At 75.3% G+C, this 25,541-nt stretch carries 18 protein-coding genes; 14 read left to right on the top strand and 4 right to left on the bottom strand.

The features are described from left to right. Nucleotides 1–8 precede the first annotated feature (8 nt). The 10 genes from RIM90_RS19255 (at nucleotide 9) to RIM90_RS19300 (ending at nucleotide 14,573) form a co-directional block, all read left to right on the top strand. Entirely contained in the window at nucleotides 9–1,223 is a 1,215-nt protein-coding gene (locus RIM90_RS19255; RefSeq protein ID WP_309061980.1) for an ROK family transcriptional regulator, read from the top strand. A gap of 65 nt (nucleotides 1,224–1,288) precedes the next feature. Next, on the top strand, nucleotides 1,289–2,554 hold the full coding sequence (locus RIM90_RS19260; protein WP_309061964.1) for a 6-phospho-beta-glucosidase: 1,266 nt from the start codon (nucleotides 1,289–1,291) through the stop codon (nucleotides 2,552–2,554). Then, nucleotides 2,545–3,516, top strand: coding sequence for a BadF/BadG/BcrA/BcrD ATPase family protein (locus tag RIM90_RS19265; RefSeq protein ID WP_309061965.1), 972 nt, complete (start codon nucleotides 2,545–2,547; stop codon nucleotides 3,514–3,516). The genes RIM90_RS19260 and RIM90_RS19265 overlap by 10 nt, the downstream gene beginning before the upstream one ends. 184 nt (nucleotides 3,517–3,700) lie before the next feature. Then, nucleotides 3,701–5,143 carry a hypothetical protein gene (locus tag RIM90_RS19270; RefSeq protein WP_309061966.1) on the top strand — a complete coding sequence of 481 codons (1,443 nt, stop codon included), beginning with the start codon at nucleotides 3,701–3,703 and terminating at the stop codon, nucleotides 5,141–5,143. Nucleotides 5,144–5,157: 14 nt separating this feature from the next. Next, entirely contained in the window at nucleotides 5,158–6,201 is a 1,044-nt protein-coding gene (locus RIM90_RS19275) for a glutamate ABC transporter substrate-binding protein (protein ID WP_309061967.1), read from the top strand. A 95-nt stretch (nucleotides 6,202–6,296) separates the two neighbouring features. Next, nucleotides 6,297–7,646 (top strand): hypothetical protein, encoded by a 1,350-nt coding sequence (locus tag RIM90_RS19280; protein WP_309061968.1) that lies wholly within the window; start codon nucleotides 6,297–6,299, stop codon nucleotides 7,644–7,646. A gap of 22 nt (nucleotides 7,647–7,668) precedes the next feature. Next, nucleotides 7,669–10,350 (top strand): tetratricopeptide repeat protein, encoded by a 2,682-nt coding sequence (locus RIM90_RS19285; protein ID WP_309061969.1) that lies wholly within the window; start codon nucleotides 7,669–7,671, stop codon nucleotides 10,348–10,350. A gap of 3 nt (nucleotides 10,351–10,353) precedes the next feature. Then, a complete protein-coding gene (locus RIM90_RS19290) occupies nucleotides 10,354–11,775 on the top strand; it encodes a protein phosphatase 2C domain-containing protein (RefSeq protein WP_309061970.1) in 1,422 nt (473 codons plus the stop codon). 111 nt (nucleotides 11,776–11,886) lie between these two features. Next, entirely contained in the window at nucleotides 11,887–13,233 is a 1,347-nt protein-coding gene (locus RIM90_RS19295; RefSeq protein WP_309061971.1) for a VWA domain-containing protein, read from the top strand. 83 nt (nucleotides 13,234–13,316) lie between these two features. Next, the gene (locus RIM90_RS19300) at nucleotides 13,317–14,573 is read left to right on the top strand and encodes an FHA domain-containing protein (RefSeq protein WP_309061972.1); all 1,257 of its coding nucleotides are present in this window, start codon (nucleotides 13,317–13,319) and stop codon (nucleotides 14,571–14,573) included. 26 nt (nucleotides 14,574–14,599) lie between these two features. Here RIM90_RS19300 and RIM90_RS31580 read toward each other — a convergent pair whose 3' ends face one another. Beyond that, complete coding sequence (locus tag RIM90_RS31580; protein ID WP_375165483.1) at nucleotides 14,600–14,911, bottom strand: hypothetical protein; 312 nt, start codon at nucleotides 14,909–14,911, stop codon at nucleotides 14,600–14,602. Nucleotides 14,912–14,989: 78 nt separating this feature from the next. On the opposite strand from RIM90_RS31580, the gene RIM90_RS19310 reads away from it, so the two are divergent. The 4 genes from RIM90_RS19310 to RIM90_RS19325 all read left to right on the top strand — a co-directional run bounded on the left by RIM90_RS19310 (nucleotide 14,990) and on the right by RIM90_RS19325 (nucleotide 22,666). Beyond that, nucleotides 14,990–15,403: a globin gene (locus RIM90_RS19310; protein ID WP_309061973.1), complete on the top strand. Its 414-nt coding sequence runs from the start codon at nucleotides 14,990–14,992 to the stop codon at nucleotides 15,401–15,403. A 167-nt stretch (nucleotides 15,404–15,570) separates the two neighbouring features. Continuing rightward, on the top strand, nucleotides 15,571–18,849 hold the full coding sequence (locus RIM90_RS19315) for an FtsX-like permease family protein (RefSeq protein WP_309061974.1): 3,279 nt from the start codon (nucleotides 15,571–15,573) through the stop codon (nucleotides 18,847–18,849). Nucleotide 18,850: 1 nt separating this feature from the next. Beyond that, nucleotides 18,851–21,598, top strand: coding sequence for an FtsX-like permease family protein (locus RIM90_RS19320; RefSeq protein ID WP_309061975.1), 2,748 nt, complete (start codon nucleotides 18,851–18,853; stop codon nucleotides 21,596–21,598). Nucleotides 21,599–21,697: 99 nt separating this feature from the next. After that, on the top strand, nucleotides 21,698–22,666 hold the full coding sequence (locus RIM90_RS19325) for an ABC transporter ATP-binding protein (protein ID WP_309061976.1): 969 nt from the start codon (nucleotides 21,698–21,700) through the stop codon (nucleotides 22,664–22,666). A gap of 89 nt (nucleotides 22,667–22,755) precedes the next feature. Here RIM90_RS19325 and RIM90_RS19330 read toward each other — a convergent pair whose 3' ends face one another. Genes RIM90_RS19330 through ettA form a run of 3 tightly spaced genes read right to left on the bottom strand, consistent with a single transcriptional unit; the run spans nucleotide 22,756 to nucleotide 25,527 of the window. After that, nucleotides 22,756–23,427, bottom strand: coding sequence for a hypothetical protein (locus RIM90_RS19330; RefSeq protein ID WP_309061977.1), 672 nt, complete (start codon nucleotides 23,425–23,427; stop codon nucleotides 22,756–22,758). Continuing rightward, nucleotides 23,424–23,858, bottom strand: coding sequence for a thioesterase family protein (locus RIM90_RS19335; RefSeq protein WP_309061978.1), 435 nt, complete (start codon nucleotides 23,856–23,858; stop codon nucleotides 23,424–23,426). The genes RIM90_RS19330 and RIM90_RS19335 overlap by 4 nt, the downstream gene beginning before the upstream one ends. Before the next feature lie 4 nt (nucleotides 23,859–23,862). Beyond that, the gene (gene ettA / locus RIM90_RS19340; protein ID WP_309061979.1) at nucleotides 23,863–25,527 is read right to left on the bottom strand and encodes an energy-dependent translational throttle protein EttA; all 1,665 of its coding nucleotides are present in this window, start codon (nucleotides 25,525–25,527) and stop codon (nucleotides 23,863–23,865) included. Nucleotides 25,528–25,541 lie beyond the last annotated feature (14 nt).

A 25,541-nucleotide genomic window follows, 5' to 3' on the forward strand; every position in this document is an offset into this window, starting at 1 on the left:
CCCGCCCCATGGCAGGAACCGCCGGTACGCCGGGCACCCCGCGCGTGCTGCGCGCCATGAACGACCGGGCCGCCCTGGACCTCCTGCTGGAGCACGGGCCGCTGTCGCGCACCCGGATCGGCCGGCTCACCGGCCTGTCCAAGCCGACCGCCTCCCAGCTCCTGGCCCGCCTGGAAGCGGCCGGACTGGTCGTGGCCACCGGCACCACAGAGGGCCGCCCCGGCCCCGGCGCCCAGCTGTACGGGGTCAACCCGGCCGCCGCGTACGTCGCCGGGCTCGACGTCACCCCGGAGCGGATCCGTGCCGCCGTCGCCGACCTCACCGGCCGCACGGTCGGCCACCACGAACGGCCCGCCCCCGGCCGCCGTTCCGGCACCCCCGTCGTCCGGCAGGTCACCGACGCCCTGGACGGCGCGGTGAAGGCGGCGGGGCTGTCCCGCGCCGACCTCCACCGCCTGGTCATCGGCACCCCCGGCGCCTTCGACCCGAACACCGGCCGCCTGCGCTACGCGTCCCACCTGCCCGGCTGGCACTCCCCCACGCTGCTCGACGAACTCGCCGCCGCGCTGCCGATGCCGTGCGCGTACGAGAACGACGTCAACCTGGTCGCCCTCGCCGAACGGCGCCTGGGGGCGGCCCGGAACCACACCGACTTCGTCCTGCTCTGGAACCAGGAGGGCCTGGGCGCCGCCCTGGTGCTCGGCGGGCGGCTGCACCGGGGCTGGACCGGCGGCGCGGGCGAGGTCGGCTTCCTGCCGGTGCCGGGCGCGCCCCTGGTCCGCCGGGTCGCCAGGGCGGGCAGCGGCGGCTACCAGGAGCTGGCCGGTGCGCAGGCCGTCCTGGAGCTGGCCCGCGACCTGGGCATCGAGGACATCCCGCGGGGCCCGTACGCCGGGGCGGCCGCCGCCCTGGTCGAACGCGCCGCCGCGGCGCCGGACGACGAGGCCCACCGCCGCCTCCTGCGGACCTACGCCACCCGCCTGGCCACCGGCCTCGCCTCCCTCGTCTCCGTCCTCGACCCCGAACTCGTCGTCCTGAGCGGCACCGGCCTCACCTCCGGCGGCGAGGTGCTGCGCGCCCTGGTCCAGGCCGAACTGGAGGAACTGGCCGCCTCCCGCCCGCGCCTGGTCCTGGGCGGCGTCCGCGAACACCCCGTGCTGCGCGGCGCGTTGGAGAGCGCGCTGGCGACGACCCGCGACGAGGTCTTCGACACCTCCCGCTGACCGGCCCGCCGCCGTGCCGGCCACGGCGGCGGGCACAGCACGCCCACCCGAGTGAAGGGAAGGCAATGAAACTCACCGTCGTAGGCGGAGGTTCGACCTACACGCCCGAACTCATCGACGGCTTCGCCCGTCTGAGGGACACGCTCCCCCTCACCGAACTGGTCCTCACCGACCCGGCGACGGACCGCCTGGACCTCATCGCCCCCCTGTCCCGCCGCATCTTCGCCCGCCAGGGACACCCCGGCAGGATCACCGCCACCACCGACCTGGACGCGGCGGTGGACGGCGCCGACGCGGTCCTGCTCCAACTGCGCGTGGGCGGCCAGGCGGCCCGCCAACAGGACGAGACCTGGCCCCTGGAGTGCGGCTGCGTGGGCCAGGAGACCACCGGCGCCGGCGGCCTGGCCAAGGCGCTGCGCACGGTCCCGGTCGTCCTGGACATCGCCGACCGCGTCCGCCGCACCAACCCCGACGCCTGGATCATCGACTTCACCAATCCCGTGGGCATCGTCACCCGGGCCCTGCTCCGGGCCGGCCACAGGGCGGTGGGCCTGTGCAACGTGGCCATCGGCCTCCAGCGCACGTTCGCCGCCCGCCTCGGCACGGACCCCGCCGACCTCCACCTGGACCACGTGGGCCTGAACCACCTCACCTGGGAGACGGCGGTGCGCCGGGGCGGCCCCGAGGGCGAGGACGTCCTCCCCCGCCTCCTCTCCGACCACGGCGACGAGATCGCCGCCGGCCTGCGCCTGCCCCGCTCCCTCCTGGACCGCCTGGGGGTCGTCCCCTCCTACTACCTGCGCTACTACTACGCCCACGACGAGGTCGTACGGGACCTGCGCACCAAACCCTCCCGGGCCGCCGAAGTCGCCGACATGGAACGCCGTCTGCTCGCCCTCTACGCCGACCCCGCCCTCGCCGAGAAGCCGGCCCTCCTGGCACAGCGCGGCGGCGCCTACTACTCCGAGGCGGCGGTGGACCTCGCCGCCGCCCTCCTCCGCGGCGCCGGAAGCACCTACCAGGTGGTCAACACCCTCAACAACGGCACCCTCCCCTTCCTCCCCGACGACGCGGTGATCGAGGTCCAGGCCGCCGTCGGCCCGAAGGGCGCGACCCCCCTGCCCGTGGCCCCCGTCGACCCCCTCTTCGCGGGTCTGATGGCGAACGTCACCGCGTACGAGGACCTCGCCCTGGAGGCCGCCCTGCACGGCACCCGCACCCGCGTCTTCCGCGCCCTCCTCGCCCACCCCCTGGTCGCCCAGTACGAGTACGCCGACCGGCTCACCGACAGCCTGATCGCACACAACCGGGAGCACCTCACGTGGGCCTGACCGCAGGCGTCCTCGCCATCGACGCCGGCAACAGCAAGACGGACGTGGCCGTGGTCGCCCCCGACGGCACGGTCCTCGCCACGGCCCGGGGCGCGGGCTTCCGCCCGCCCGCCGTGGGCCTGGACACGGCGCTGACCGCCCTCTCCGACACGGTCACGCGGGCCCTCACCGCCGCCGGCGCCCCCGCCGTCACCCACGTCTCGGCCTGCCTGGCCAACGCGGACCTCCCCGTCGAGGAGGAGCGACTGACGGCGGCCCTGCGGTCCCGCGCCTGGGGCGGCACCGTGGAGGTCCGCAACGACACCTTCGCCGTCCTGCGCGCCGGAGTCACCGAGCCCCGCGGCGTGGCCGTGGTCTGCGGCGCGGGCATCAACTGCGTCGGCATGCGCCCCGACGGCCGCACCGCCCGCTTCCCGGCCCTCGGCCGCATCTCCGGTGACTGGGGCGGCGGGTGGGCCCTGGCCGAGGAGGCCCTCTGGCACGCGGCCCGCGCCCAGGACGGCCGCGGCGCCCCCACCGCCCTGGCCCGCACCCTCCCGGCCCACTTCGGCCTCCCCGACATGCCGGCCCTCATCGAGGCCCTGCACCTGCACCACGTCCCCCCGTCCCGCCGCCACGAACTGACCCCGGTGCTCTTCGCCACGGCGGCCGACGGCGACCCCGTCGCCCGCGCGATCGTCGACCGCCAGGCCGACGAGATCGTCACGATGGCCGCGGTCGCCCTGACCCGCCTCGGCCTCCTCGACGAGGAAACCCCCGTCGTCCTGGGGGGCAGCGTCCTGGCGGCCGAGCACCCCCGGCTCATCGACCGCGTCCGCACCCTCCTCGCCGACCGGGCCCCCAAGGCGGTCCCCCGGGTCGTCACCACCGGCCCGGTCCTGGGCGCGGCCCTCCTGGGCCTCGACCGCCTGGCGGCCCCACCGGAATCCCACCACCGCCTGCGAGCCCACTTCGAGCCGTGACGGCACCCGGGAACCGGACGGATTCCTCCCGCGTGTTCGTGGGCAAGGGGTGGTGCGGGACAGGGGACCATGCCGGAATTTCCGGCAACCACGCCGCAATCGGATCAAGATCGCGCCAAGCCCGGTGCGAACGCCGGTCCCGGCGGCGATACTTGCCGCGACGGATGGCCGCGGGGGAGGTCGAGTGACACACACGCCGGACAGCAGCACGGCACCACCGGGCTCCGCCCTGCCACCGCCGCCCGCCTTGCCGGCGACACCACCGCACCCCGCCCCCGCCTCTCCCCGCCCCACGCCCCCGCCGCCGGAGGCGCGCCGCACCGCCTTCGCCGAGGGCGCGGACCGCCTGCGCAGGGCCGCCACCACCGAACCCGGCCGCCTCCGCATCATCGGCGCGGTCCTCGCCGCCCTCGTCCTCGCCTTCGGCGCCGTCACCGCCTGGCAGACGACCGGCCGCACGGCCGCCGCGGACGACGTCCTCACCGGCAGCCAGCCGCTCGCCTCGGACGCCGCCGACATCTACCGCTCCCTCGCCGACGCCAACACCGCGGCCTCCAGCGGCTTCCTCGCCGGCGGTCAGGAGACCGCCGCCTCCCGGGACCGCTACGAGCGGGACATCCGCACCGCCGCCGCCAAACTCGTGGGCGCCGCGGCCAACTCCGACCCCGGCTCCCCGTCCGCGGCGACGATCGCCCGGCTCAACCGCCTGCTCCCCGAGTACAAGGGCCTGGTGGAGCGCGCCCGCACCTACAACCGCCAGGGCTTCCCCGTGGGCGGCGCCTACCTGCGGTACGCGAACGAGAAGATGCAGAAGGAGATGCTCCCGGCGGCGGAGGACCTCTACAAGAAGGAGAACCAGCGCCTGAGCGCCGACTACGCGGACGCGACCCCGTACCCCTGGGCCGCCATCGCCCTCGGCCTCCTCGCGCTGGCCGCACTCGCCTGGGCCCAGCGCCGCACCTACCTGCGCACCAACCGCGTGCTCAACCACGGCCTGGTCGCGGCCACCGCGGCGACCACGGTGGTCCTCCTCTGGCTGACCGTCGGTCACAGCGTCGCCCGCTCGGGCCTCGACGACTCCTACGACCACGGCGTCCGCTCGCTCAACGTGCTGCACGACGCCCGCATCGCCTCGCTGAAGGCCCGCGGCAACGAGAACCTCACGCTGGTGGCCCGCGGCGCCGAGACCAGGAAGGTCGGCGACAAGACCGTCGACGCGTACGACCACGCCTTCGAGCGCGACATGGACGCCCTCGCCCGGGGCCTGGCCCGGGCGGAGCGACTCGCGGACGACGACGGCGGCGCGCGGCCGGTCACCTCGGCGGTGGGCAACATGACCGAGTGGCTCAAGCGTCACGAGGCCGCCCGCGAGCAGGACGAGAACGGCGACTACCGGCGGGCACTGGCCATGGTGATCGGCGCCGAGGGCGCGACCGGCGAGTGCTTCGACAACGTCGACGAGGACCTGGCCGCGGCGCTCGCACACGAGCAGAGCGAGTTCAGGCAGGCGGCCGGCGACGGCCGGGACGCGCTGACGGGCCTGCCGGCCGGCGCGGCCGTCCTCGCGGTCGTGGGCGCGGCCGGCGCGGTGCTGGGCATCGGCCGCAGGCTGTCGGAGTACCGGTGAAAGGGGGCGTGGTGATGAACGCACGACGCTTGCGGGCCGGGCTGAGGGGCTGGGGCGGCGTAGGCGCGATGGCCGTCGCCTGCGCCCTGGCGCTGGTCTTCGCGCTGGTGCTGGCCTGCACCGGAACCCCGGCCGACGACGCCGCCGGGACCACCGGCCGGCCCGTGACCCACGTCGTCCCGGCCCAGACGGACGAGGAGTGCACGGACCCGGAGAAGCAGACCCTGTCCCCCTCCCGCGCGGACGGCGACACCATCGAGGCGATCAAGAACCGCCGGGGCGAGAAGCGCAAGCTGGTCGTCGGTGTCGACCAGAACAGCTACCGCTGGGGCTACCGGGACCCCAACAGCGGTGAGAGCGGGCGGCTCGAGGGCTTCGACATCGACCTGGTGCACCGCATCGCCGAGGACATACTCGGCGACCCGGACGCGGTCCAGTTCAAGGCGATCCCCACCGACCAGCGCATCCCGGCGATCCAGGACGGCCGGGTCGACATGGTGGTCCGCACCATGACGATCAACTGCGCGCGCATGCAGGAAGTGGCGTTCTCCGCGCCGTACTTCAAGACGGGCCAGCAGGTCCTGGCCCCGAAGTCGTCGCCGGTCGAGGGGTACGACGAGACGCTCGCGAACCGGAAGATCTGCACGGCGGCGGGCTCCACCGCGTACGCGAAGCTGGAGGAGGACAAGAAGGCCGGCCGGCTCCCGGAGTCCACCGACATCCGCACCACCGTCCCCAACCAGCTGGACTGCCTGGTGCGTCTGCAGCTCGGCGAGGCCGACGCGGTGGTCACCGACGGCGCGCTCGCGGCGAGCCAGGCCGCGCAGGATCCGACGGTCCAGCTCAAGGGCGAGGCCTTCACGACCGAGTACTACGGCGTGGCGATGAAGAAGGACGCGGACGATCTGGTCCGCCGGGTCAACCAGATCCTGGTGGATTTCCGCGAGGACACCGAGGACGGCTGGCAGGCCTCGTACGAGGAGTGGTTGTCGGCCACGCTGGGCGGGGATCCATCGAAGTCGGAACCACCGGCACCCGTGTACGCACGCAAGGACTGACCCCTGACCAGGCCGACGACGCACCGCAGCCCCCACCCACCCCCTCCACCCCCTTCAACCACCAACCACCAACCCCCCGCAGCGAGAGGTGATCGATGGGCGACACGGACCCCGCCGGGCCGGTGATGGACCGGGACGAGGTGGACCGTGCGCTGGCACGGCTCGGCGCGGAGCACGAGGCGATCGAGACATCGCTCCTCGCCCTGCAGGACCACGCGGGCCGAAGACTCCTGGAAGGCGCGCGGCTCACCGGGCTCACCCAGGAGCGCTGGACGGCCACGGATGCGGCGATCACGCTGCTGTGGACGTACTTCGACGCGTACACGGACGCGCTGCGCACCGCCCGGGACATCCGGGCCCGCCGCCGCTGGTCCAGCCGTGAGGACCTGGTGGAGCTGACGGAACTGCTGCGCGGCGAGTGCGTCACGGTGGCGGGTTCGGCGGCCGCCGCCGCGGGTTCCCCGTCACCGGACGGATCGAGGGGACGCCTCAGCGAGCGCTACTCCCTGGCCGCCCTCGTCGACCGGATGAACGAGCTGTACGCGTCCTCGCTCGACATGGTCGTCGCCGCGGACGCGGTGTGGTCGGCGCTGCCCGCCCGGATCGATTTACTGGCCGCCGAGCTCCAGCGCACCCGCAAGCTCGCGCACTCCGTCGGTGTGCGCCCCGGCGAGCATCCGGCGGGCGACGACCTGGAGCGGATCACCCGCGCCCTGACCCGGCTGCGGGAGCAGGTGATCTCCGATCCGCTGGCGTTCTGGCAGCCGGCCGAGGGCAGTTCGGCGCCGGGCGGCGGCAGGCCGGACACGACGGTGTACGACCGCGAGGCGCGCGCCCTGGAGGACGTGCGCCGCGAGATCGACGCGGTTCTGACGGTCCGCCAGGACGCCGAGAAGCGCATCGTCAGGCTGCGTGACGTGCTGTCCCGGGCCGACCGCACCCTCGCCGAGGCCCGTACCGCCCGCGGCGAGGTGCTCGCGAAGATCGCCGCGACGGAGGTGCCGGTCGTCAGCGGACCGCCGACCGCGCTGCAGGAGCAGTTGTCGACGGCCGCCGAGTACCGCAGGCACGCCCAGTGGCACCGCCTGTCCCCCCTCCTGGAGTCCCTGGAGCGGAAGGCGGAGGACGAACTGCTGCGCGCCCGCGAGTCGCTGACCGCGGTCACCGCGCCCCTGGCGGTCCGCGCCGAGCTGCGCGGGCGCCTGGACGCGTACAAGGCGAAGGTGGCCCGGCACGGCCTCGCGGAGGACCCCCTCCTGGTGGAGCGGTACGAGAAGGCGCGCCGCATGCTGTGGAGCGCGCCCTGCGATCTGCGCGCCGCCGAACAGGCGGTGCTGCGCTACCAGCAGGCGGCCGCGGACCTGCTCGGCACCGCACCGCGGGTCCCCGGTCAGGGCGTACCGGGCCAGGGCACGCCCGACGACCGGAGGGGGCCCGGCGCATGAGCGACGAGGGGGAGGCAGTCCCATGAGCCAGGCGGAGAACGGGACGGAGAACCGGACCCACGGCCAGGACCCGCGCGGGGCGCAGACCCGCAACCGGCCGCGGACCCCGTCCCCGGTGCCGGGCGCCTGTCAGCGCCCCGGCTGCGGCGGCGCGTACGAGGACGTCGGCGGCGGCGAGCTGTACTGCGACACCTGCGGTCTCGCCCCGGTCGTGTCGGCATCGGGGTCTCCCCCGCACGAGCGCAGCCGCGAGCTCGGGGAAGGGATGGTCGGGTCGCCCCCGACCGGCGTCACGGGCGGCGGCCGGGACTCGCGCGGCTCGTCCGGCAGCGGCACCGGCGGCTCCCGCTCCAGCGGCCGCAGCGCGCGCACGTCGTCGCAGTCGTCGAAGTCCCGGCGCTCGGTCTCGGGACGGCTCTCCCGCTCGCTGTCGGGCCGGACCACGGGCCGCTCGGTGTCGGTGCGCAGCTCCGGCTCCGGCGCCGGTTCCTCGGGCCGGAGCCGGCTCGGTGCCGGGCTGGTCCAGGTGCCGCCGATCCCGCGCCCCGATCCGCGCGCGATGGTGCTGGAGACCCCCGAGGTGCCCGAGCGGAAGCGGTTCTGCTCGCGCTCGGACTGCGGGGCGCCGGTGGGCCGGGCCCGCAGCGGCCGGCCGGGGCGCACGGAGGGCTTCTGCACCAAGTGCGGCCACCCGTACTCGTTCGTGCCGAAGCTGCGGGCCGGGGACGTCGTGCACGGCCAGTACGAGGTGGTCGGCTGTCTGGCGCACGGCGGCCTGGGCTGGATCTACCTCGCCGTGGACCGGGCGGTCTCCGACCGCTGGGTGGTCCTCAAGGGCCTGCTGGACACGGGCGACCAGGACGCGATGGCGGCGGCGATCTCCGAGCGGCGCTTCCTCGCGGAGATCGAGCACGCCAACATCGTGCGGATCTACAACTTCGTGGAGCACCTCGACCAGCGCACCGGCTCCCTCGACGGCTACATCGTCATGGAGTACGTCGGCGGCAAGTCCCTGAAGGAGATCGCCAACGCCCGCCGCACACCGGAGGGCAGGCGCGACCCGCTGCCGGTGGAGCAGGCGTGCGCGTACGGCATCGAGGCGCTCGAGGCGCTCGGCCATCTGCACAGCCGCAGCCTGCTGTACTGCGACTTCAAGGTCGACAACGCGATCCAGACCGAGGACCAGCTGAAGCTGATCGACATGGGCGCGGTGCGCCGGATGGACGACGAGGAGTCGGCCATCTACGGCACGGTCGGCTACCAGGCGCCCGAGGTCGCCGAGGTCGGCCCGTCGGTGGCGTCCGACCTGTACACGGTCGCCCGGACGCTCGCCGTCCTCACGTTCGACTTCCAGGGCTACACGAACGTCTACGCGGACTCCCTGCCCGACCCCGACACCATCGAGGTCTTCCGGCAGTACGAGTCCTTCTACCGGCTCCTGGTCCGCGCCACCGACCCGGACCCGGCCCGCCGGTTCGCCTCCGCGCAGGAGATGGCCGAGCAGCTGACGGGTGTCCTGCGCGAGGTCGTCTCCCTCCAGTCGGGCCGCCCCCGACCGGCCCTGTCCACGCTGTTCGGGCCGGAACTGCGGGTGACGGACACGGAGTTGTTCCCCGCGCTGCACGGGGACGTCTCCCGGCTGGGGGCCCGGGCGGCCCGCTCGCGCGGGGGACGGCCCGCCCTCCCGCATGCCGGGGGTCCCCCCGCCGCCGCGCCGGGCCTCGTCGAGCCCGTCGACTGCCCCGCCGCCGCGCTCGCCCTGCCGGTGCCGCACGTCGACCCCTCCGACCCCAACGCCGGTTTCCTCGCGGGCCTGCTGGCGTCGGCGCCCGGGGAACTGGTCCACGCGCTCGCCGCCGCGCCCGCCCCGTCGGCCGAGACCCGGCTGCGCCAGATCCGCGCCTGGCTGGAGGCGGGCGAGTGGGCCACCGCGCTGGAGGTGCTGCGCACCCTGGAGGAACAGGACCCCGACGACTGGCGGGTGATCTGGTGCCGGGGCGTGGCGGCCCTCGTCACCGGCGACCACGAGGGCGCCGCGCTCGCCTTCGACGCGATCTACGACGCCTTCCCCGGCGAGATCGCGCCCAAGCTGGCGCTGGGTCTGTGCGCGGAGGTGCTGGGCCAGTCGGACAACGCCGCCGAGTACTACCGCCTGGTGTGGTCGGCCGATCCGAGTCATGTGAGCGCCGCGTTCGGGCTGGCCCGCGTCCAGCTCGCGGTCGGGGACCGGCGCGGCGCCGTACGGACGCTGGAGTCGGTGCCGGAGTCGTCCATCCACTACACCGCCGCGCGCGTGGCGGCCGTCCGCGCGCGGCTGCGCGGACGCACCGCCGCCCCCGGTGACGTACCGTTCCTGGACGACCTGACCGCCGCCGCCGGGCAGGTCGAGGCCCTGGGGGCGTACGGTCTGGATCCGGCACGGCGCGAGCAGTTGTCGGCCGAAGTCCTCGGCTGCGGGCTGGACTGGGTACTCTCCGGGGGCCAGGGTTCCGTCCCTCCCCCGGGCTCTCGGCTTGGTTCGAGCAAGGGGGACCCCCGTGCCGCAGGGGGACGGACGCTGCTCGGCAGCGACCTGGACGAGCGGGGGCTGCGCTTCGGGCTGGAGCGTTCGTACCGCACGCTGGCCCGGCTGGCGTCGAGCGGCGAGGAGAGGATCGACCTGGTGGAACGTGCCAACCGTTACCGCCCCCGGACGTGGGTGTAGTTGATGTCGCAGATGCCTCAGCAGGCCGCTCTGTCGAAATGCCCGAGCTGCGAGGAACCCCTCGAGTCGGGTGATCGTTTTTGCGGTGCGTGCGGATACGACCTGTCCGCGGTTCCCGCCCGGCCGAAGGACGAACCGACGGTCGCCCTGAACGGCTCGGTGCCGCCCCAGGGCGCGGCGGACCAGGGCCGTCCCCGGCCGCCGGCGCCGGCGCCGCCCGCCGGGCCGGTCTGGTCCGCGGCCGGCCCGGACGGTTCCCCGCCGGCCGGCGGGACCGCGCGGCCCGCCCCCACCCCGCCCCGCCCCCCGGCTCAGGGGGCTCCCGTGCCGCCGCCCCCGCCGGTGGCGCCGCCCGCTCCGTCCTCCGGCGTGCGCTTCGACCGCCCCGCCCGGCCGGACGCGCAACCGGCCCCCGGGCCCGGCGGCGTGTACCAGCCGGCCCAGCCCGACGAGTACCCGCTCCAGGCACCGGACCCGCGGGTGGCCGCCGAGCCGGTGCGGGCCGCCGGCGGCGCGGTGTGCGTGGCCTGCCGCGCGGGCCGGGTCGACGACGACGGCTACTGCGAGAACTGCGGCCACGCCCAGCCGCGCGAACGGGACCACATGGAACAGGAATGCGGCCCCGTGGCCGCGGTCAGCGACCGTGGCCTGCGCCACCACCGCAACGAGGACGCCTTCGCCGTCGGCACCACCGCGCTGCCGGACGGCGCCCCCGCCTGCGTGGCGATCGTCTGCGACGGCGTCTCCTCGGCGACCCGCCCCGACGAGGCGTCACTGGCCGCCTCCCGCGCGGCGAGCGAGTCGCTGCTCGCCGCCCTGCCGCGCGGCACGCACCCGCAGCAGGCGATGCACGACGCGATCGTCGCCGCCGCCGACGCGGTCAACGCGCTGGCCGACGAGCCCGCGGCGGCCCGGGATCACGCCCCGCACCAGAACGCCCCGGCCTGCACCATCGTCGGCACCGTGGTCACCGACGGTCTGCTGGTCGTCGGCTGGGTCGGCGACAGCCGCGCCTACTGGGTGCCGGTCGACCGCTCCGCCCCGGCGGCCCGGCTCACCGAGGACGACTCCTGGGCCGCGCAGATGGTCGCCGCGGGCCTGATGGGCGAGGCCGAGGCGTACGCCGACCAGCGCGCCCACGCGATCACCGGCTGGCTCGGCGCGGACGCCTACGAACTGGAGCCGCACACCGCGTCGTTCAAGCCGGACCGCCCCGGTGTGGTCGTGGTCTGCACGGACGGCCTGTGGAACTACGCGGAGTCGGCCGAGGAGATGGCCCGGGCCGTGCCCGCCGACGCCGCCGTGCGCCCGCTGCACAGCGCCCGGGTGCTGGTCGGTCACGCCCTCGACGGCGGGGGCCACGACAACGTAACAGTGGCCCTCGTGCCGTTCCCGGCCGTCCCCCCGGGGGCAGGATCGGCCTGAGCCCGCGTACGGGAAGTCTTGTGCGGGGAGCCTCAACGGACCGGAGGGGACCGGTCCGTCATCCGTCGTCGCCCCGCGCCGCCGGGGCACCCGAGGGGGATCGAAGCAGGCATGGCCAACTTCTCGAAATCGAACGTGCCGCAGTTCTCGGTGGACGTCTACCAGAACGAGTACCTGCCGGAGGGCGCCGGCGAGGTCAACGCCATCGTCACGGTGACCGCGACCGGCGGCGGCACCGTCGGCAGCACGGTGGCGGCGCCCCACCTCTACTCGCCCGGCCAGGGGCCGTCGGCGGGGGTGGTCCTGATGGTCGACTGCTCGGGCTCGATGGACTACCCGCCGACCAAGATGCGCAACGCCCGCGACGCGACGGCCGCCGCGATCGACGCCCTGCGCGACGGCGTGCACTTCGCGGTGGTCGGCGGCACGCACGTGGCCAAGGAGGTCTACCCCGGCGCCGGCCGCCTCGCGGTCGCCGACGCCACCACCCGCGACCAGGCCAAGCAGGCGCTGCGCAGGCTGAGCGCGGGCGGGGGCACCGCCATCGGCACCTGGCTGCGGCTGGCCGACCGGCTGCTGGCGTCGGCGGACGTGGCGATCCGGCACGGCATCCTGCTCACCGACGGCCGCAACGAGCACGAGTCGCCGGAGGACCTGAAGGCGGCCCTGGACGCGTGCGCCGGACGGTTCACCTGTGACGCCCGGGGTGTGGGCACCGACTGGGAGGTGAAAGAAGTCACAGGAATCGCCTCCGCCCTCCTCGGCACCGCCGACATCGTCGCCGACCCGGCCGGGCTCGCCGCCGACTTCACGCAGATGATGGAGACGGCGATGGGCAAGGAGGTCGCGGACGTCTCCCTGCGGCTGTGGACCCCGGTCGGCACGACTGTGAGGTTCGTCAAACAGGTCGCCCCGACGGTCGAGGAGCTCACCGACCGGCGCACCGGGGCCGGCCCGCGCGCGGGCGACTACCCCCTGGGTTCCTGGGGGGACGAGTCCCGCGACTACCACGTCTGCGTCGAGGTCCCGCCCGCGAACCTCGGCCAGGAGATGCTGGCGGCCCGGATCTCCCTGGTGATTCCGCAGTCCGACGGCAGTGTCCAGAACCTCGGCGCGCAGGGTCTGGTGCGGGCCGTGTGGACGGACGACATGGCCGCCTCGACGTCGATCAACCCCCAGGTCGCCCACTACACCGGGCAGGCGGAACTGGCGGAAGTCATCCAAGAGGGGCTCGATCTGCGCAAAGCGGGAGACATCGACGGAGCAACGGCCAAACTGGGCCGCGCCGTTCAGCTCGCGAGTGCCTCCGGCAACGCGGATACTGCGAAACTGCTCGCGAAGGTGGTGGACGTGGTCGACGCCGCGACCGGTACTGTGCGACTGAAGGCGAAGGTCGAGGAGGCCGACGAGATGACGCTCGAGACTCGGTCCACCAAGACTGTTCGTGTAAAGAAGTGATCCGGAAGTAACCGAGCCTGACCCCTTGGGGTTGGAGAAACCCGGCCGGAACCGGCCGGACAAGGAGAGGGGGAAGCGCCGACATGCCGACCTGCCCGAACGGACACCAGTCGGATTCCGACGACTGGTGCGAGGTGTGCGGTCACCGCATGGCGGGTGCCGTACCCCCACCTCCTCCCCCGCCGCCCCCGGCCGGCGGTGGCTACGGATTCCCGCCGCCCGCAGGCCCCCGTGGTCCCGGTGGCCCGGGAGGCCCCGGCGGCTTCGGCGGCGGTCCGGGCGGCCCCGGTGGCCGTCCCCCCGAGCTGTGCCCGCAGTGCCGCACGCCCCGTGAGGGCGCCGCGCCGTTCTGCGAGGAGTGCCGGTGGAACTTCCTGACGAACACGGCGACCTCGTACACCCCGGCCGCCCCGCGTCCGCCGGCCCCCGGCCCGGGCGGACCGTTCCAGCAGCCGCCCGGCCCGTCGTACGGCGGCGGTGACTCCTTCGACTACCAGGGCTCGCGTCCCTCGCAGGTGAACCGGCCCGCCGAGCCGATGCCGCCGGGCCCGCCCGGCTTCGGCGGCGACCCCTCGCGGCCGGTACCGCCGCCGCCCGGACCGGGTGGTCCCGGCGGACCGGGTGGACCGGGTGGTCCCGGTGCTCCTGGCGGACCCGGCGGCCCCGGTGCTCCGCAGGCGTTCCGGTCCGGGCCGCCCGCGCCGCCCGGATTCCCGCAGGAGACCGGCCGTCCGCAGCAGGGCGGACCGTCCTTCGGGGGCGGTGACGACGACTGGGTGATCTCCCCGCCGTCCGGTGGTCCCGGAGGCCCCGGAGGCATGGGCGGTCCCGGTGGTCCGAACGGCGGCGGTTACGGCTACCCGCAGCCCGGCGCGACCCAGGCGCCGCCCGGACCCGGAGGCTTCCCGCAGCAGCCCCCTCGGCCCCAGGGCCCGGCGACCTGGACCGCGACCATCGGTCCGGACCGCGAGTACTTCATGGCGATGATGCAGCGCTCCGGCCCCGAGGCCGCGGGCCTGAACCTGCCCGCGTACTCGCCCGAGCAGCAGCGCACGCTCACCGGCAACCAGATCACCATCGGCCGCCGCCGCCACTCCACCGGCGACACCCCCGACATCGACCTGTCGACGCCGCCGGAGGACCCGGGCGTCTCGCACCAGCACGCGGTGCTGGTGCAGCAGCCGGACGGCAGCTGGGCGGTCGTCGACCAGAACTCGACGAACGGCACGACGGTCAACGGCTCGGACGAGCCGATCCAGCCGTTCGTCCCGGTCCCGCTGCAGGACGGCGACCGGGTCCACGTGGGCGCCTGGACGACGATCACGATCCGCCGGGGCTGAGGGAACAGCCGCTCCGGCGGGCGCCCTCAGGAGGGCAGCGGCCAGACGTGGGGCCCCCGCGGGTCGTCCGGCCACGCGCGGGTGCCCTCGTCGCCGACCGTGAGGCCGTAGCGTTCGCGCCGCGGCCTGCCCTCGCGCTCCCACAGGGCGTACGCCTCCCGCGGGTCGAGGGCGCCGGCGGCCGGCGCCGGCCGGAACCGGAACGGGTCGCTTCCCCTGGCCGGGCCCGGCAGCCCGTCCGGGCCGGGCGGCTCCTGCCGCGACCGGCCCGCGGCGGGACGGCGAGGTCGTCCGGTCGCCGGCGTCCCGCCGGGCAGCGTGCTCGCCCGTGCCTCCACGCTGCGAGCGCGGACGCGGGAGCGGACGGTCCCGGGGCGGTCCTAGGGCTTGAGTCCTATGCCGCGCCGTCTGAGACCATGGACGGCGTGACAGAGATTCGGCGCGGCACGCTTCAGGAGCAGACCTTCTACGAGCAGGTCGGCGGGGAGGAGACCTTCCGTCGGCTGGTCCACCGTTTCTACCAGGGGGTCGCCGAGGACCCGCTGCTGCGGCCCATGTACCCCGAGGAGGACCTGGGCCCGGCCGAGGAGCGGCTGCGGCTGTTCCTGATCCAGTACTGGGGCGGTCCGACGACGTACGGCGAGCGGCGCGGCCACCCGCGGCTGCGGATGCGGCACGTCCCGTTCAAGGTCGACCGGGCGGCGCACGACGCCTGGCTGAAGCACATGCGGGACGCCGTCGACGAACTCGGCCTGTCCGAGGAGCACGAGCAGACGCTGTGGAAGTACCTGACGTACGCGGCGGCCTCGATGATCAACACCCCGGACTGACACCGGCGTCCCCGACCGGCCGGAGGTCACCCCCTCCCCACCGGAATCCGGAGATCCGCCGCCGGAATCCGATCACGATCCGGTCAAACCCGCGCCCCAGATGCTTACTTGCGGTCGGTCACCTCTGACAGCATCACCCGGAGGACCGGACGACCACGGGGGGTTGGGTGGCTGCCGCAGGGGGGTCGGCGAGGTTCGTCCTCGCCCGCGCACGGGCTCACCGGCCGCTCCTCGCGGCCGCCCTGCTCACGGTCCTGCTGACCACGGCGGTCCTGGCGGCCCTCACGGCCTACTCCTCGTCGATCGGCGACGCGGCCCTGCGCCACGCCCTGGGAGACCCCCGCAATGCCGCGGACACCACGCTCGCCGTCAAGGCCGACGTCCCCGCCGACCGCCGCGCCGCGGCCGGCACCGCCGTACGGGAGGGGGCCCGAAAGGCCTTCGACGGGCTGCCGGTGACCCTGCGCACCCTGACCCGGTCCGGCCCGTACGCCCTGCCCCGCTCGCTGCGCCCGCCCGACGAGCGCGCGCGGTCGGACGATCCCGACCTCACGCACTTCGCGGCGCTGGACCGCACCCAGGTGCGGATCACCGGGGGACGCATGCCCCGGGCGGCCGGCGGAACGACGATCGAGGCCGCGCTGCCCGAGACCGCCGCCCGCCGCCTGGGCCTGGGGCCGGGCGCCCGGCTCACCCTGACCGACCGGCTCGACGGACCGGCGGCGAAGGTGCGGATCACCGGCCTGTACCGGCCCGTGGACACCGCCGCGCCCTACTGGCGACTGGACGACCTGAAGGGCCGCGGGGTCGTCGAGGTCCACTTCACCACGTACGGCCCGCTGCTCGCCGACCCCGCCGTGCTCACCGGGGACCGGGTCAGCGCCGGCGCGTCCGGCTGGCTGGTGTCGGCCGACTTCTCGGCGGTGGACACCGAGCGGATCGACGCGCTGCGCGAGGCGGTGCGGCGCGGCACCGCCGCCCTGCCCGAGGCCGAGGCGCTGGGCGGCACGGCGACGGCGACGAGCGGGCTGCCCACCGTGCTGGACCGGCTCGAGCGCTCCCTGCTCGTCTCCCGCTCGACCCTGCTGGTCATCGCTCTCCAGCTCGTCCTCCTCGCCGGCTGCGCCCTGCTCCTGGTGGCCCGGCTGCTGAGCGCCGAACGCGCGGCCGAGACCCGGCTGCTGCGGGCGCGCGGCGGTTCCCGCGCCCAGGTGGCCCGGCTCGCCGCACTGGAGGCGCTGCTGCTGGCCGTGCCCGCGGCGGCCTGCGCCCCGCTGCTCGCGGGCCCGCTCACCGCGCTGCTCGCCGGGCAGGGCCCGCTGGCCCGGATCGGACTGGATCCGGACACCTCCGTCGGTTCGGTCGCCGGGCGCGGCGCGGTGTGGCTGGTGGCCGCGGGGGTGGCCCTGGGCTGCGCGCTGGCCGTCACGGTTCCCGCGCTCACCTCCTCCTTCTCGGCCGGCCGCGCCAAGCCGCTGCCCGGCGCGGTGCGCGCGGGCGCGGACGTGGGGCTGCTGGTGGTGGCCGCCGTCGCGTACTGGCAGCTGAGCCGCCGGCCCTCCGGTGCCGTCGGCCGCGACCCCGGCGTCGATCCGCTGCTCGTCGCGGCACCGGCGCTGGCCCTGCTCGCCGGCACGGTGCTGACGCTGCGCCTGCTGCCGCCGGTGGCGCGGCTGGCCGAGCGCCGGGCGGCCCGCAGCCGCGGGCTCCCCGGGGCACTGGCGGGCTGGCGGCTCAGCCGCCGCCCGACGCGCGGCGCGGGCCCGGTGCTGCTGCTGGTGCTCGCCGTGGCGCTGGGCATGCTGGCGATCGGCCAGGGCTCCTCCTGGGAACGCTCGCAGGACGACCGGGCGGACTTCCGGGCCGGCGCCCAGGTCCGGGTCATGGCCTCCGGGGAGGGCGGGTTCGGCCGCTCCCAGGCGTACGCGGCCGTACCCGGCGTGCGCCGGGCCGCCCCCGCCGTCCGTACCACCGTGCCGCTGTCCGCCGGCCGGACGGCGACCGTGCTCGCGCTGGACACCGGGCACGGCGCGGGCACCGTGCTGATGCGCTCCGACCTGGCCTCCTCCGCGCCGGTGCGCACCTGGGCGGCGGACCTGGCGCCGAAGGGCGCCACGGCGGGCGTGCGGATACCGGCGGGCACCGGCCGTCTGGCACTGACGGCCCGGCTCCGGGGCGCGGAGGCGGAAACGACGGCGGACGTCACGGCCACCCTGGAGGACTCCTACGGCACCCCGTACCGGCTCCCCCTCGGCAGGCTCCCCGCCGACGGCCGGCCCCACGCCCTCGTCCTCGACCTCGGCGCGGCCGCCGAGGCGCCGCCGGGCGCGCTGACGCTGACCGGGATCCGGCTCGACTCGTACCAGCCGGTCGGGCACGCCGAGAAGCACCGCCTCACCCTCGCCTCCCTGACCGCCACGGACGCCGACGGCCGGGACCGGACACTGCCGCTGCCCGGCACCTGGAAGCTGTCGGCGCGCGCCGGCAACACCTCTCCCTCCGGCGACGGGGACACCGGCCCGACCCGGCCCCGCGCGGACCCGGACGACCCGGCGACCATCACCTACGGCACCGGACACCTCCCGGAGGACCTGTCCTGGCAGGCCTCCTCGCTCACGGTCGGCCTCCAGGTGCCGCAGCCGGCGGCGTCCGAGGTCACCGCCCTGGCCACCGACCGCTACCTCGCCTCGACGGGCGCCCGCCCCGGGCAGCGCGTGGACGTGCGGATCGGCGGCTCCGCCGTCCCGGTGCGGATCGTGCGGGCGGTGCGGGAACTGCCGTCCGCGCCGACCGGCGGGGCGGACGACGGCGGGGCCCTGCTGGTCGACCTGCGGTCCGTCAACCGGGTGCTCCAGGAACGCCACGGCGAGAGCGTGCCGCCCACCGAGTGGTGGCTGGCGACCGCGCCGGGCGCGTCGGCGCGGGTGGCCGAGGCGCTGCGGGACCGGCCCGACGTCGATCCTTCCCGGGTGGTGGTGCGGGACGAGATCGCCGAGGAACTGCGCGACGACCCGTTCGGCGCCGGGCCCGGGGCGGCGTTCGGCGCGGCGGCCCTCGCGGCGGCGGCGCTGACGGCGGTCGGGTTCGCGGTGAGCGCGGCGGGGTCGCTGCGGGAGCGGTCCGCCGAGTTCGCGGTCCTGCGCGCCCTGGGCGCCTCACGGCGGCGGCTGGCCCGGGTGGTGGTCGTCGAGCACGGGGTGCTGGTCGGTCTGGCGCTGACGGTGGGGGTGCTGCTCGGCGCGGTGCTGGCCCGGTCCGTGATCCCGCTGATCATGCTGACCGCCGAGGCCACCCGTCCGGTGCCCCGGGTGCTGGTGGAGCTGCCGGCCGGTCGGGTGGCCGCGCTGCTGGCCGCGGTGTCGGCGGCGCCGCTGCTGGTCACGGCGGTCCTGGCGCTGCGCCGGGTGGACCCGGTGGCGTCGCTGCGGGAACGGGGAGGTGCGTGAGGTGACCGTCCGGCCCCCGAAGCGGCGGGTGTCCGTGCCCTGGGTGCGCACCCGGCTGCGGTCCGCGCCCGGCGCCGCGGCGGCCCTGGCGGTGCTGGTCGCGGTGACCGCGTTCCTGGCGGCCGCGCTGCCGCTCACGGCCGACCGGTACGGCGACGCGGGGCTGCGCCGGGCCCTGGAGACGGCCGGACCCGACCGCACCACCGTGCAGCTGTACACCTCACTGGCCGATGTCGCCGGCCTGCCGCGGGACGAGTGGGAGGCGGAACTGCGCCCGGAGGCGCTGCGCGGTCCCCACGCCGAGATCCTCGCGTCGGCCGGACGGTCCCTCCCCCTGGACCCGGACCAGTCCTCCCACGGCGTCCGCACCACCAAGCGGCTGGTGGCCCCGGACCCCTGGCTGGCCCGGCCGGACGGGCTGCCCCCGCAGTTCTTCCTCGTCGCACAGGACGGGCTCGCCGACCACGCCCGGCTGCGGGAGGGCCGGCTGCCGAAGGCCCCGGACGCCGTCACCGCGGCGACGAGGACGGTCGAGGCCGCCGTCAGCGCCGAGACGGCCCGCACACTGAACATCGGGGTGGGCTCCGTCCTCCACGTCCCCGGGGTGGAACGCGCCCCGCTCGCGGTGCGCGTCACCGGCATCGTCGCCCCGCGCGCGCCCCGGGAGGCGTACTGGTCGACCACCCCCGTGCTGCGCGGCCCGCACCTGGCGACCGTCCCCGACGATCCGCAGCGCAGCACGTTCTGGGTCGGCGCGCTGCTGCTGCCCCCGGACGCGGCCCCGGCGATGCTGGGCACGGAGGGGCAGCCCGAGCGGTACTGGCACCTGGCCCCGTCCCGCTCCGCCGTGCACGGCCACGACCTGGCGCGGCTGAAGTCGGCCGTCGCCTCCCTGGAGGCCGGCCCGCTGCTCCAGCGGGCCCGCGCGGCCGCCTCCCCCACCCTGGAGGCGGACACCTCGCTGGACGACGTGTTCACCCAGTACACCGAGCAGCGCTCCGCGATCGGCCCGCTGGTCGCCGTCGCCGTGTTCGGCACCGGCACGGTCGCCGCCGTCGTCCTGCTCATGGCGGGCGGACTCGCCGCCGACCGGCGCCGCGCCGAACTCGCGCTGCTGCGCGCCCGCGGCGGTTCCCTGCGCGGTGTCGCGGGCCGGCTGCTGGCCGAGACGGCGGTGGTCGCCGTGCCCGCGGCCGCCCTCGGACTGGCCGCCGCGGTCCTCACGGTCCGCGGGGCCCGCCCGTCGTACGCCGTGGCCGCCGCCGGCGCCGTCGCCCTCCTCGCCTGCGCGGCGCTGCCGCTGCGGGCCGTCGCCGCGCACCGCGCCGTACGCGTCCACACCGCCCGCGGGGACATCGCCTCGGCCCGCCCGTCACGGCGTCGCACGGTCGCCGAACTCACGCTGCTCGCGCTCGCGGCGGGCGCGGTCGTGGCGCTGCGCACGCGCGGCACGGCGGACGGGACGGCGGCGTCCGGGGACCACCTGGTGTCCCTGGCCCCGGTGCTGGTGGGGATGATCGCCGCCCTGGTGCTGGTACGCCTGTACCCGCTGCCCCTGCGCGGGCTGGCCCGCCCGGCGGGGCGGCTGCGGGGGGTGGTCGGCCCGCTGTCCCTGGCCCGCGCGAGCCGCACGTCCGGTTCCGCGGTGCTGCCCCTGCTGGCCCTGCTGACCGCGCTGACCACCGCGGCCTTCGGCGGCAGCGTCCTCAGCGGCGTGGCCGACGCCCGGGACCGCGCGGCCCTGCTCGCCGTCGGCGCCGACGCCCGCGTGGAATCGCTCCGGCCGCTGCCGTCCGGTCTGGCCGACCGCGTCCGCCGGGCACCCGGCGTGCGGGACGTCACCGCCCTGAGCATCGCCCACTACGCCCACCCCGCGGACGGCAGGCTGCCCGTCCCGGTGGCCGGGGTCGACCCGGCCGGCTACGCGGCCCTCGCCCGGGACACGGGCATCGGCGCCTTCGACCGGAACGCGCTGCGGGCGACCGGCTCCGCGGCCCTGCCCGCCCTGGCCTCCCCCTCGGTCGCCGACCAGTACGGCACCCGGCCGTTCCCGGTGCGCCTGGACGACGGCGACGTCGTCACCGTACGGATCGTGGAGGTGCGGGAGCGGACCCCGGCGGTGGCCGGCCAGGAGTTCCTCGTCGTGGACCGGGCCGGGCTCCCCGCCCGGTCCGCCCGGCCGACCGCGCTGCTGGTGACCGGCGACCGCCCGGACGCGGCCGCGCTGCGCAGGGCGGCGGGCGGCACGGCACCGGTCCAGCTGCGCGCCGAGGAACTCGCCGGGTACGTCGACTCGCCCCTCCGGTCCGGCGCCGAGCGCGTCTACACCGCGGCGGTGGCGGCGGGCGCCGGATACGCCGTCCTCGCCCTGCTGCTGACCCTGCTGCGCGCCGCCCCCGAACGTGCCGCGCTGCTGGCCCGCCTGCGCACCATGGGCCTCACCCGCGCCCAGGGCCGCCGCCTGCTCGTCCTGGAGTCCCTTCCGCAGGCCCTGCTCGCGGCGGCCGGCGGCGTCCTCACGGCCTGGGCCACCATCCGGCTGCTCTCCCCCGGCATCGACCTGACGACCATCGCCGTCAACGCCTCCTCGTCCCCGGCCGGGCGGGCGGTGCTGCGCACCGATCCGGTGGCGCTGCTGGTGCCGGCGGCGGCCGTGGTGGCGCTGACCGTCGGGACCGCGGTGGCGCAGGCGTGGTGGACGGGGCGCAGGGGGTCGGTGCGGGAGCTGAGGGCGGGCGATGCCCGATGAGACGGCCGGACGACGGCGGGCGGCACCCGGACCCGGCGGCTCCCCCGCCTCCCGCACACCTTCGGCCTCGGCCGACCGACACCCGCCCAGGAGGCCCCGATGACCTCGCACCCCACGCTGGCCGATCTGGCGGACCGCGCCGCGGCCGACCGCGACCGCCCGGCCTTCGGCCATGACGCGCTCATCACCTGCGACCGCCTGGTCCGCGTCTTCACCGCGGACGGCGTGGAGGTGCAGGCCCTGCAGGGGCTGGACCTCCTGGTGCGCGAGGGCGAGCTGATGGCCCTGGTGGGCGCCTCCGGCAGCGGCAAGTCCACCCTGATGAACATCCTGGCCGGCCTGGACGCCCCCACGGCCGGCGCGGCCCGGGTGGCCGGCCGCGATCTGCTCACGATGAACGCCGGGGACCGCCTCGCCTACCGCCGCGAGGTCGTCGGCTTCGTCTGGCAGCAGACCTCCCGCAACCTGCTGCCCTATCTGACGTCGGCGCAGAACGTCGCCCTGCCGATGCGGCTCGCCGGCTTCCGGGGCCGGTCCCGCGGCGCGCGCCGCGCCCGCGACGAACGCGCCCTGGAGCTTCTGGAGTTGCTGGAGGTCGCCGACTGCCGCGACCGCTTCCCGCACCAGATGTCCGGCGGCCAGCAGCAGCGCGTCGCCATCGCCGTGGCCCTCGCGAACGATCCGTCGGTGCTGCTCGCCGACGAGCCCACCGGCGAACTCGACTCCCGGACGGCGGAACAGATCTTCGCCGCGTTCCGCACCGCGAACGAACGGCTCGGCACGACCGTCGTGATCGTCACCCACGACCAGGCGGTCGCGAGCGAGGTCCGCCGCACGGTCGCCATCCGCGACGGCCGCACCTCCACCGAGGTACTGCGCCGCAGCGAGGTCGACGCCGCCACCGGTCACGAGACCGTGGTCGCCCGCGAGTACGCCATGCTCGACCGCGCCGGCCGCCTCCAGTTGCCCGCCGAGTACACGCGGGCCCTCGGCATGCGCGACCGCGTGGCACTGGAACTGGAACCCGACCACATCGGGGTGTGGCCGGACGACAGCGAACGGGACTGAACGGAACCGGGAACCGGGACCGGACGGCACGGGGAGGGGCCGGGCGGGACGGGGAGGGGCCGGACGGCACGGGGAGGGGCCGGGCGGTCTCAGCGCACGCTGAGGCCCAGCGCCCCGAGCCCGGCCCTGCGCACGGCGACCGACCCGTACGGCGTCCGCAGCCGCAGCCAGGCGCCCGAGGAGAACAGCCCCAGCTCGTCTCCGCGCAGGAACCCCAGTGACTGGGCCGCGTGCACCGCCCGCACCGGGAGGCCGGTCCCCGCGACCGTGCGGGACCAGATCTCCCGCCCGATCCGGTCGAGTTCGGCGCGGGTGCGCCGCTCCGGCTCCAGCTCCTCCGTACGGGAGCGGAACTCCGCGACCGAGGCGGCGACGAGTTCCCGCAGCGCCGGGGGCTCCGGCAGCCCGGGCACGGCCCGCCAGCCGCCGCGCGGCGGCAGCACCCCGGCCCACGGCGGCCCGGTCACCGCACCCGGCACGACGGCCGTGGCGGCGGCCTCGTCCACCGACTCCAGCAGCTCACCGGCGGACACGGTCACGTCCAGCGTGACGTCGAGCCCGCTCTCGTAGGGCTTGGCGAGCCGCACGGCGCGGATCGCGAGCACCTCGAAGGAGGGCGGCCGCCCGAAGACGGCCAGCGCGGTACCGGCCGCCTGCAGCCGCACCGCGGCCGAACGGTCGTAGTGCAGCAGCCGGGAGAGGAAGGCCGCGAGATCCGCCGCCTCCCCCTCGTCGGCGAGGTGGAGCACCGTGACCGTCATGCGGCGACGGCCTCCTCCTCGCCGTCGTCGGCCTTGTCGGCCGTGTCGTCCGTGTACTCCTGGAGGAACTCCCGCTCCTCGGCGGTGATCCGGCGCGGGCGCTGCGCCTCGAAGTCGAACGGCACGATGACCGTCGACGCCGTGACGTAGACCTGGTCGCCGTCCTTCACCTCGTAGGAGAGGGTGAAGGAGGCGGCCCTGATCTCGGTGACCCACAGCTCGATGTCGACCGGGTGGTGCCGGTGGACGAGCTGCCGCTTGTAGTCGATCTCGTGGCGCGCCACCACCGACCCCTGCTGGAAGTCCTTGTCCGGGCGGAACAGGAAGTCGATACGGGCCTCCTCCAGGTACCGGAGGAAGACCACGTTGTTGACGTGACCGTACGCGTCCATGTCCGCCCAGCGCAGCGGGCAGCGGTAGAGGTGCCGCAAGAGATCAGCCCCGGGTCAGCTTCTTGTAGGTGGCGCGGTGCGGACGCGCCGCGTCCGGGCCGAGCCGCTCGATCTTGTTCTTCTCGTACGACTCGAAGTTGCCCTCGAACCAGAACCACTTGGAGTCGCCCTCGTAGGCGAGGATGTGCGTGGCGACGCGGTCCAGGAACCACCGGTCGTGGGAGACGACCACGGCGCAGCCGGGGAACTCCAGCAGCGCGTTCTCCAGGCTGGACAGGGTCTCGACGTCCAGGTCGTTCGTCGGCTCGTCGAGGAGCAGCAGGTTGCCGCCCTGCTTGAGGGTGAGCGCGAGGTTCAGGCGGTTGCGCTCACCGCCGGAGAGCACGCCGGCCGGCTTCTGCTGGTCCGGGCCCTTGAAGCCGAAGGCGGAGACGTACGCCCGCGACGGCATCTCGACCTGGCCGACGTTGATGTAGTCCAGCTCGTCGGAGACGACGGCCCACAGCGTCTTGTGGGGGTCGATGTGCTCGCGGCTCTGGTCGACGTAGGAGATCTTGACGGTCTCGCCGACCTTGATCGTGCCGGAGTCGGGCTGCTCGAAGCCCTGGATCATCTTGAACAGCGTGGTCTTGCCCGCGCCGTTCGGCCCGATGACACCGACGATGCCGTTGCGCGGCAGCGTGAACGACAGGTCGTCGATGAGGACCTTCTCGCCGAAGGCCTTGCTGAGGTTGTTCACCTCGACGACGACGTTGCCCAGACGCGGGCCCGGCGGGATCTGGATCTCCTCGAAGTCCAGCTTCCGCATCTTCTCGGCCTCGGCGGCCATCTCCTCGTACCGCGCGAGACGCGCCTTGGACTTGGCCTGCCGCCCCTTGGCGTTCGACCGCACCCACTCGAGCTCTTCCTTGAGCCGCTTCTGCCGCTTGGCGTCCTTCTGGCCCTCGACCTTGAGGCGGGCGGCCTTGGTCTCCAGGTACTTGGAGTAGTTGCCCTCGTAGCCGTGCAGGCGGCCGCGGTCCACCTCGCAGATCCACCCGGCGACGTTGTCCAGGAAGTACCGGTCGTGGGTGACCGCGACGACGGTGCCCTCGTACTTGGCGAGGTGCTGCTCCAGCCAGTTCACCGACTCGGCGTCGAGGTGGTTGGTGGGCTCGTCGAGCAGCAGCAGGTCGGGCGCCTCCAGCAGCAGCTTGCACAGCGCCACGCGGCGCCTCTCGCCACCGGAGAGGTTGGTGACGGGCCAGTCGCCGGGCGGGCAGCCCAGCGCGTCCATGGCCTGCTCCAGCTGCGCGTCGAGGTCCCAGGCGCCCGCGTGGTCGAGCTGCTCCTGCAGCTTGCCCATCTCGTCCATGAGCTCGTCGGTGTACTCGGTCGCCATCTGCTCGGCGATCTCGTTGAACCGGTCGAGCTTGCCCTTGATCTCCGCGACACCCTCCTGGACGTTCTCCAGGACGGTCTTCTCCTCGTTCAGCGGGGGCTCCTGCAGGAGGATGCCCACGGTGTAACCGGGCGTGAGGAAGGCGTCACCGTTCGACGGCTGCTCCAGTCCCGCCATGATCTTCAGAACGGTCGACTTACCGGCACCGTTCGGGCCGACGACACCGATCTTCGCCCCCGGCAGGAAGCTCAGGGTGACGTCGTCGAGGATCACCTTGTCGCCGTGCGCTTTGCGCGCCTTGCGCATGGTGTAAATGAACTCAGCCAAGAGAAACCGTCCGG

The sequence above is a fragment of the Streptomyces sp. genome (assembly GCF_031181555.1).
In the GTDB taxonomy this organism is placed as follows: domain Bacteria; phylum Actinomycetota; class Actinomycetes; order Streptomycetales; family Streptomycetaceae; genus Streptomyces; species Streptomyces fimbriatus.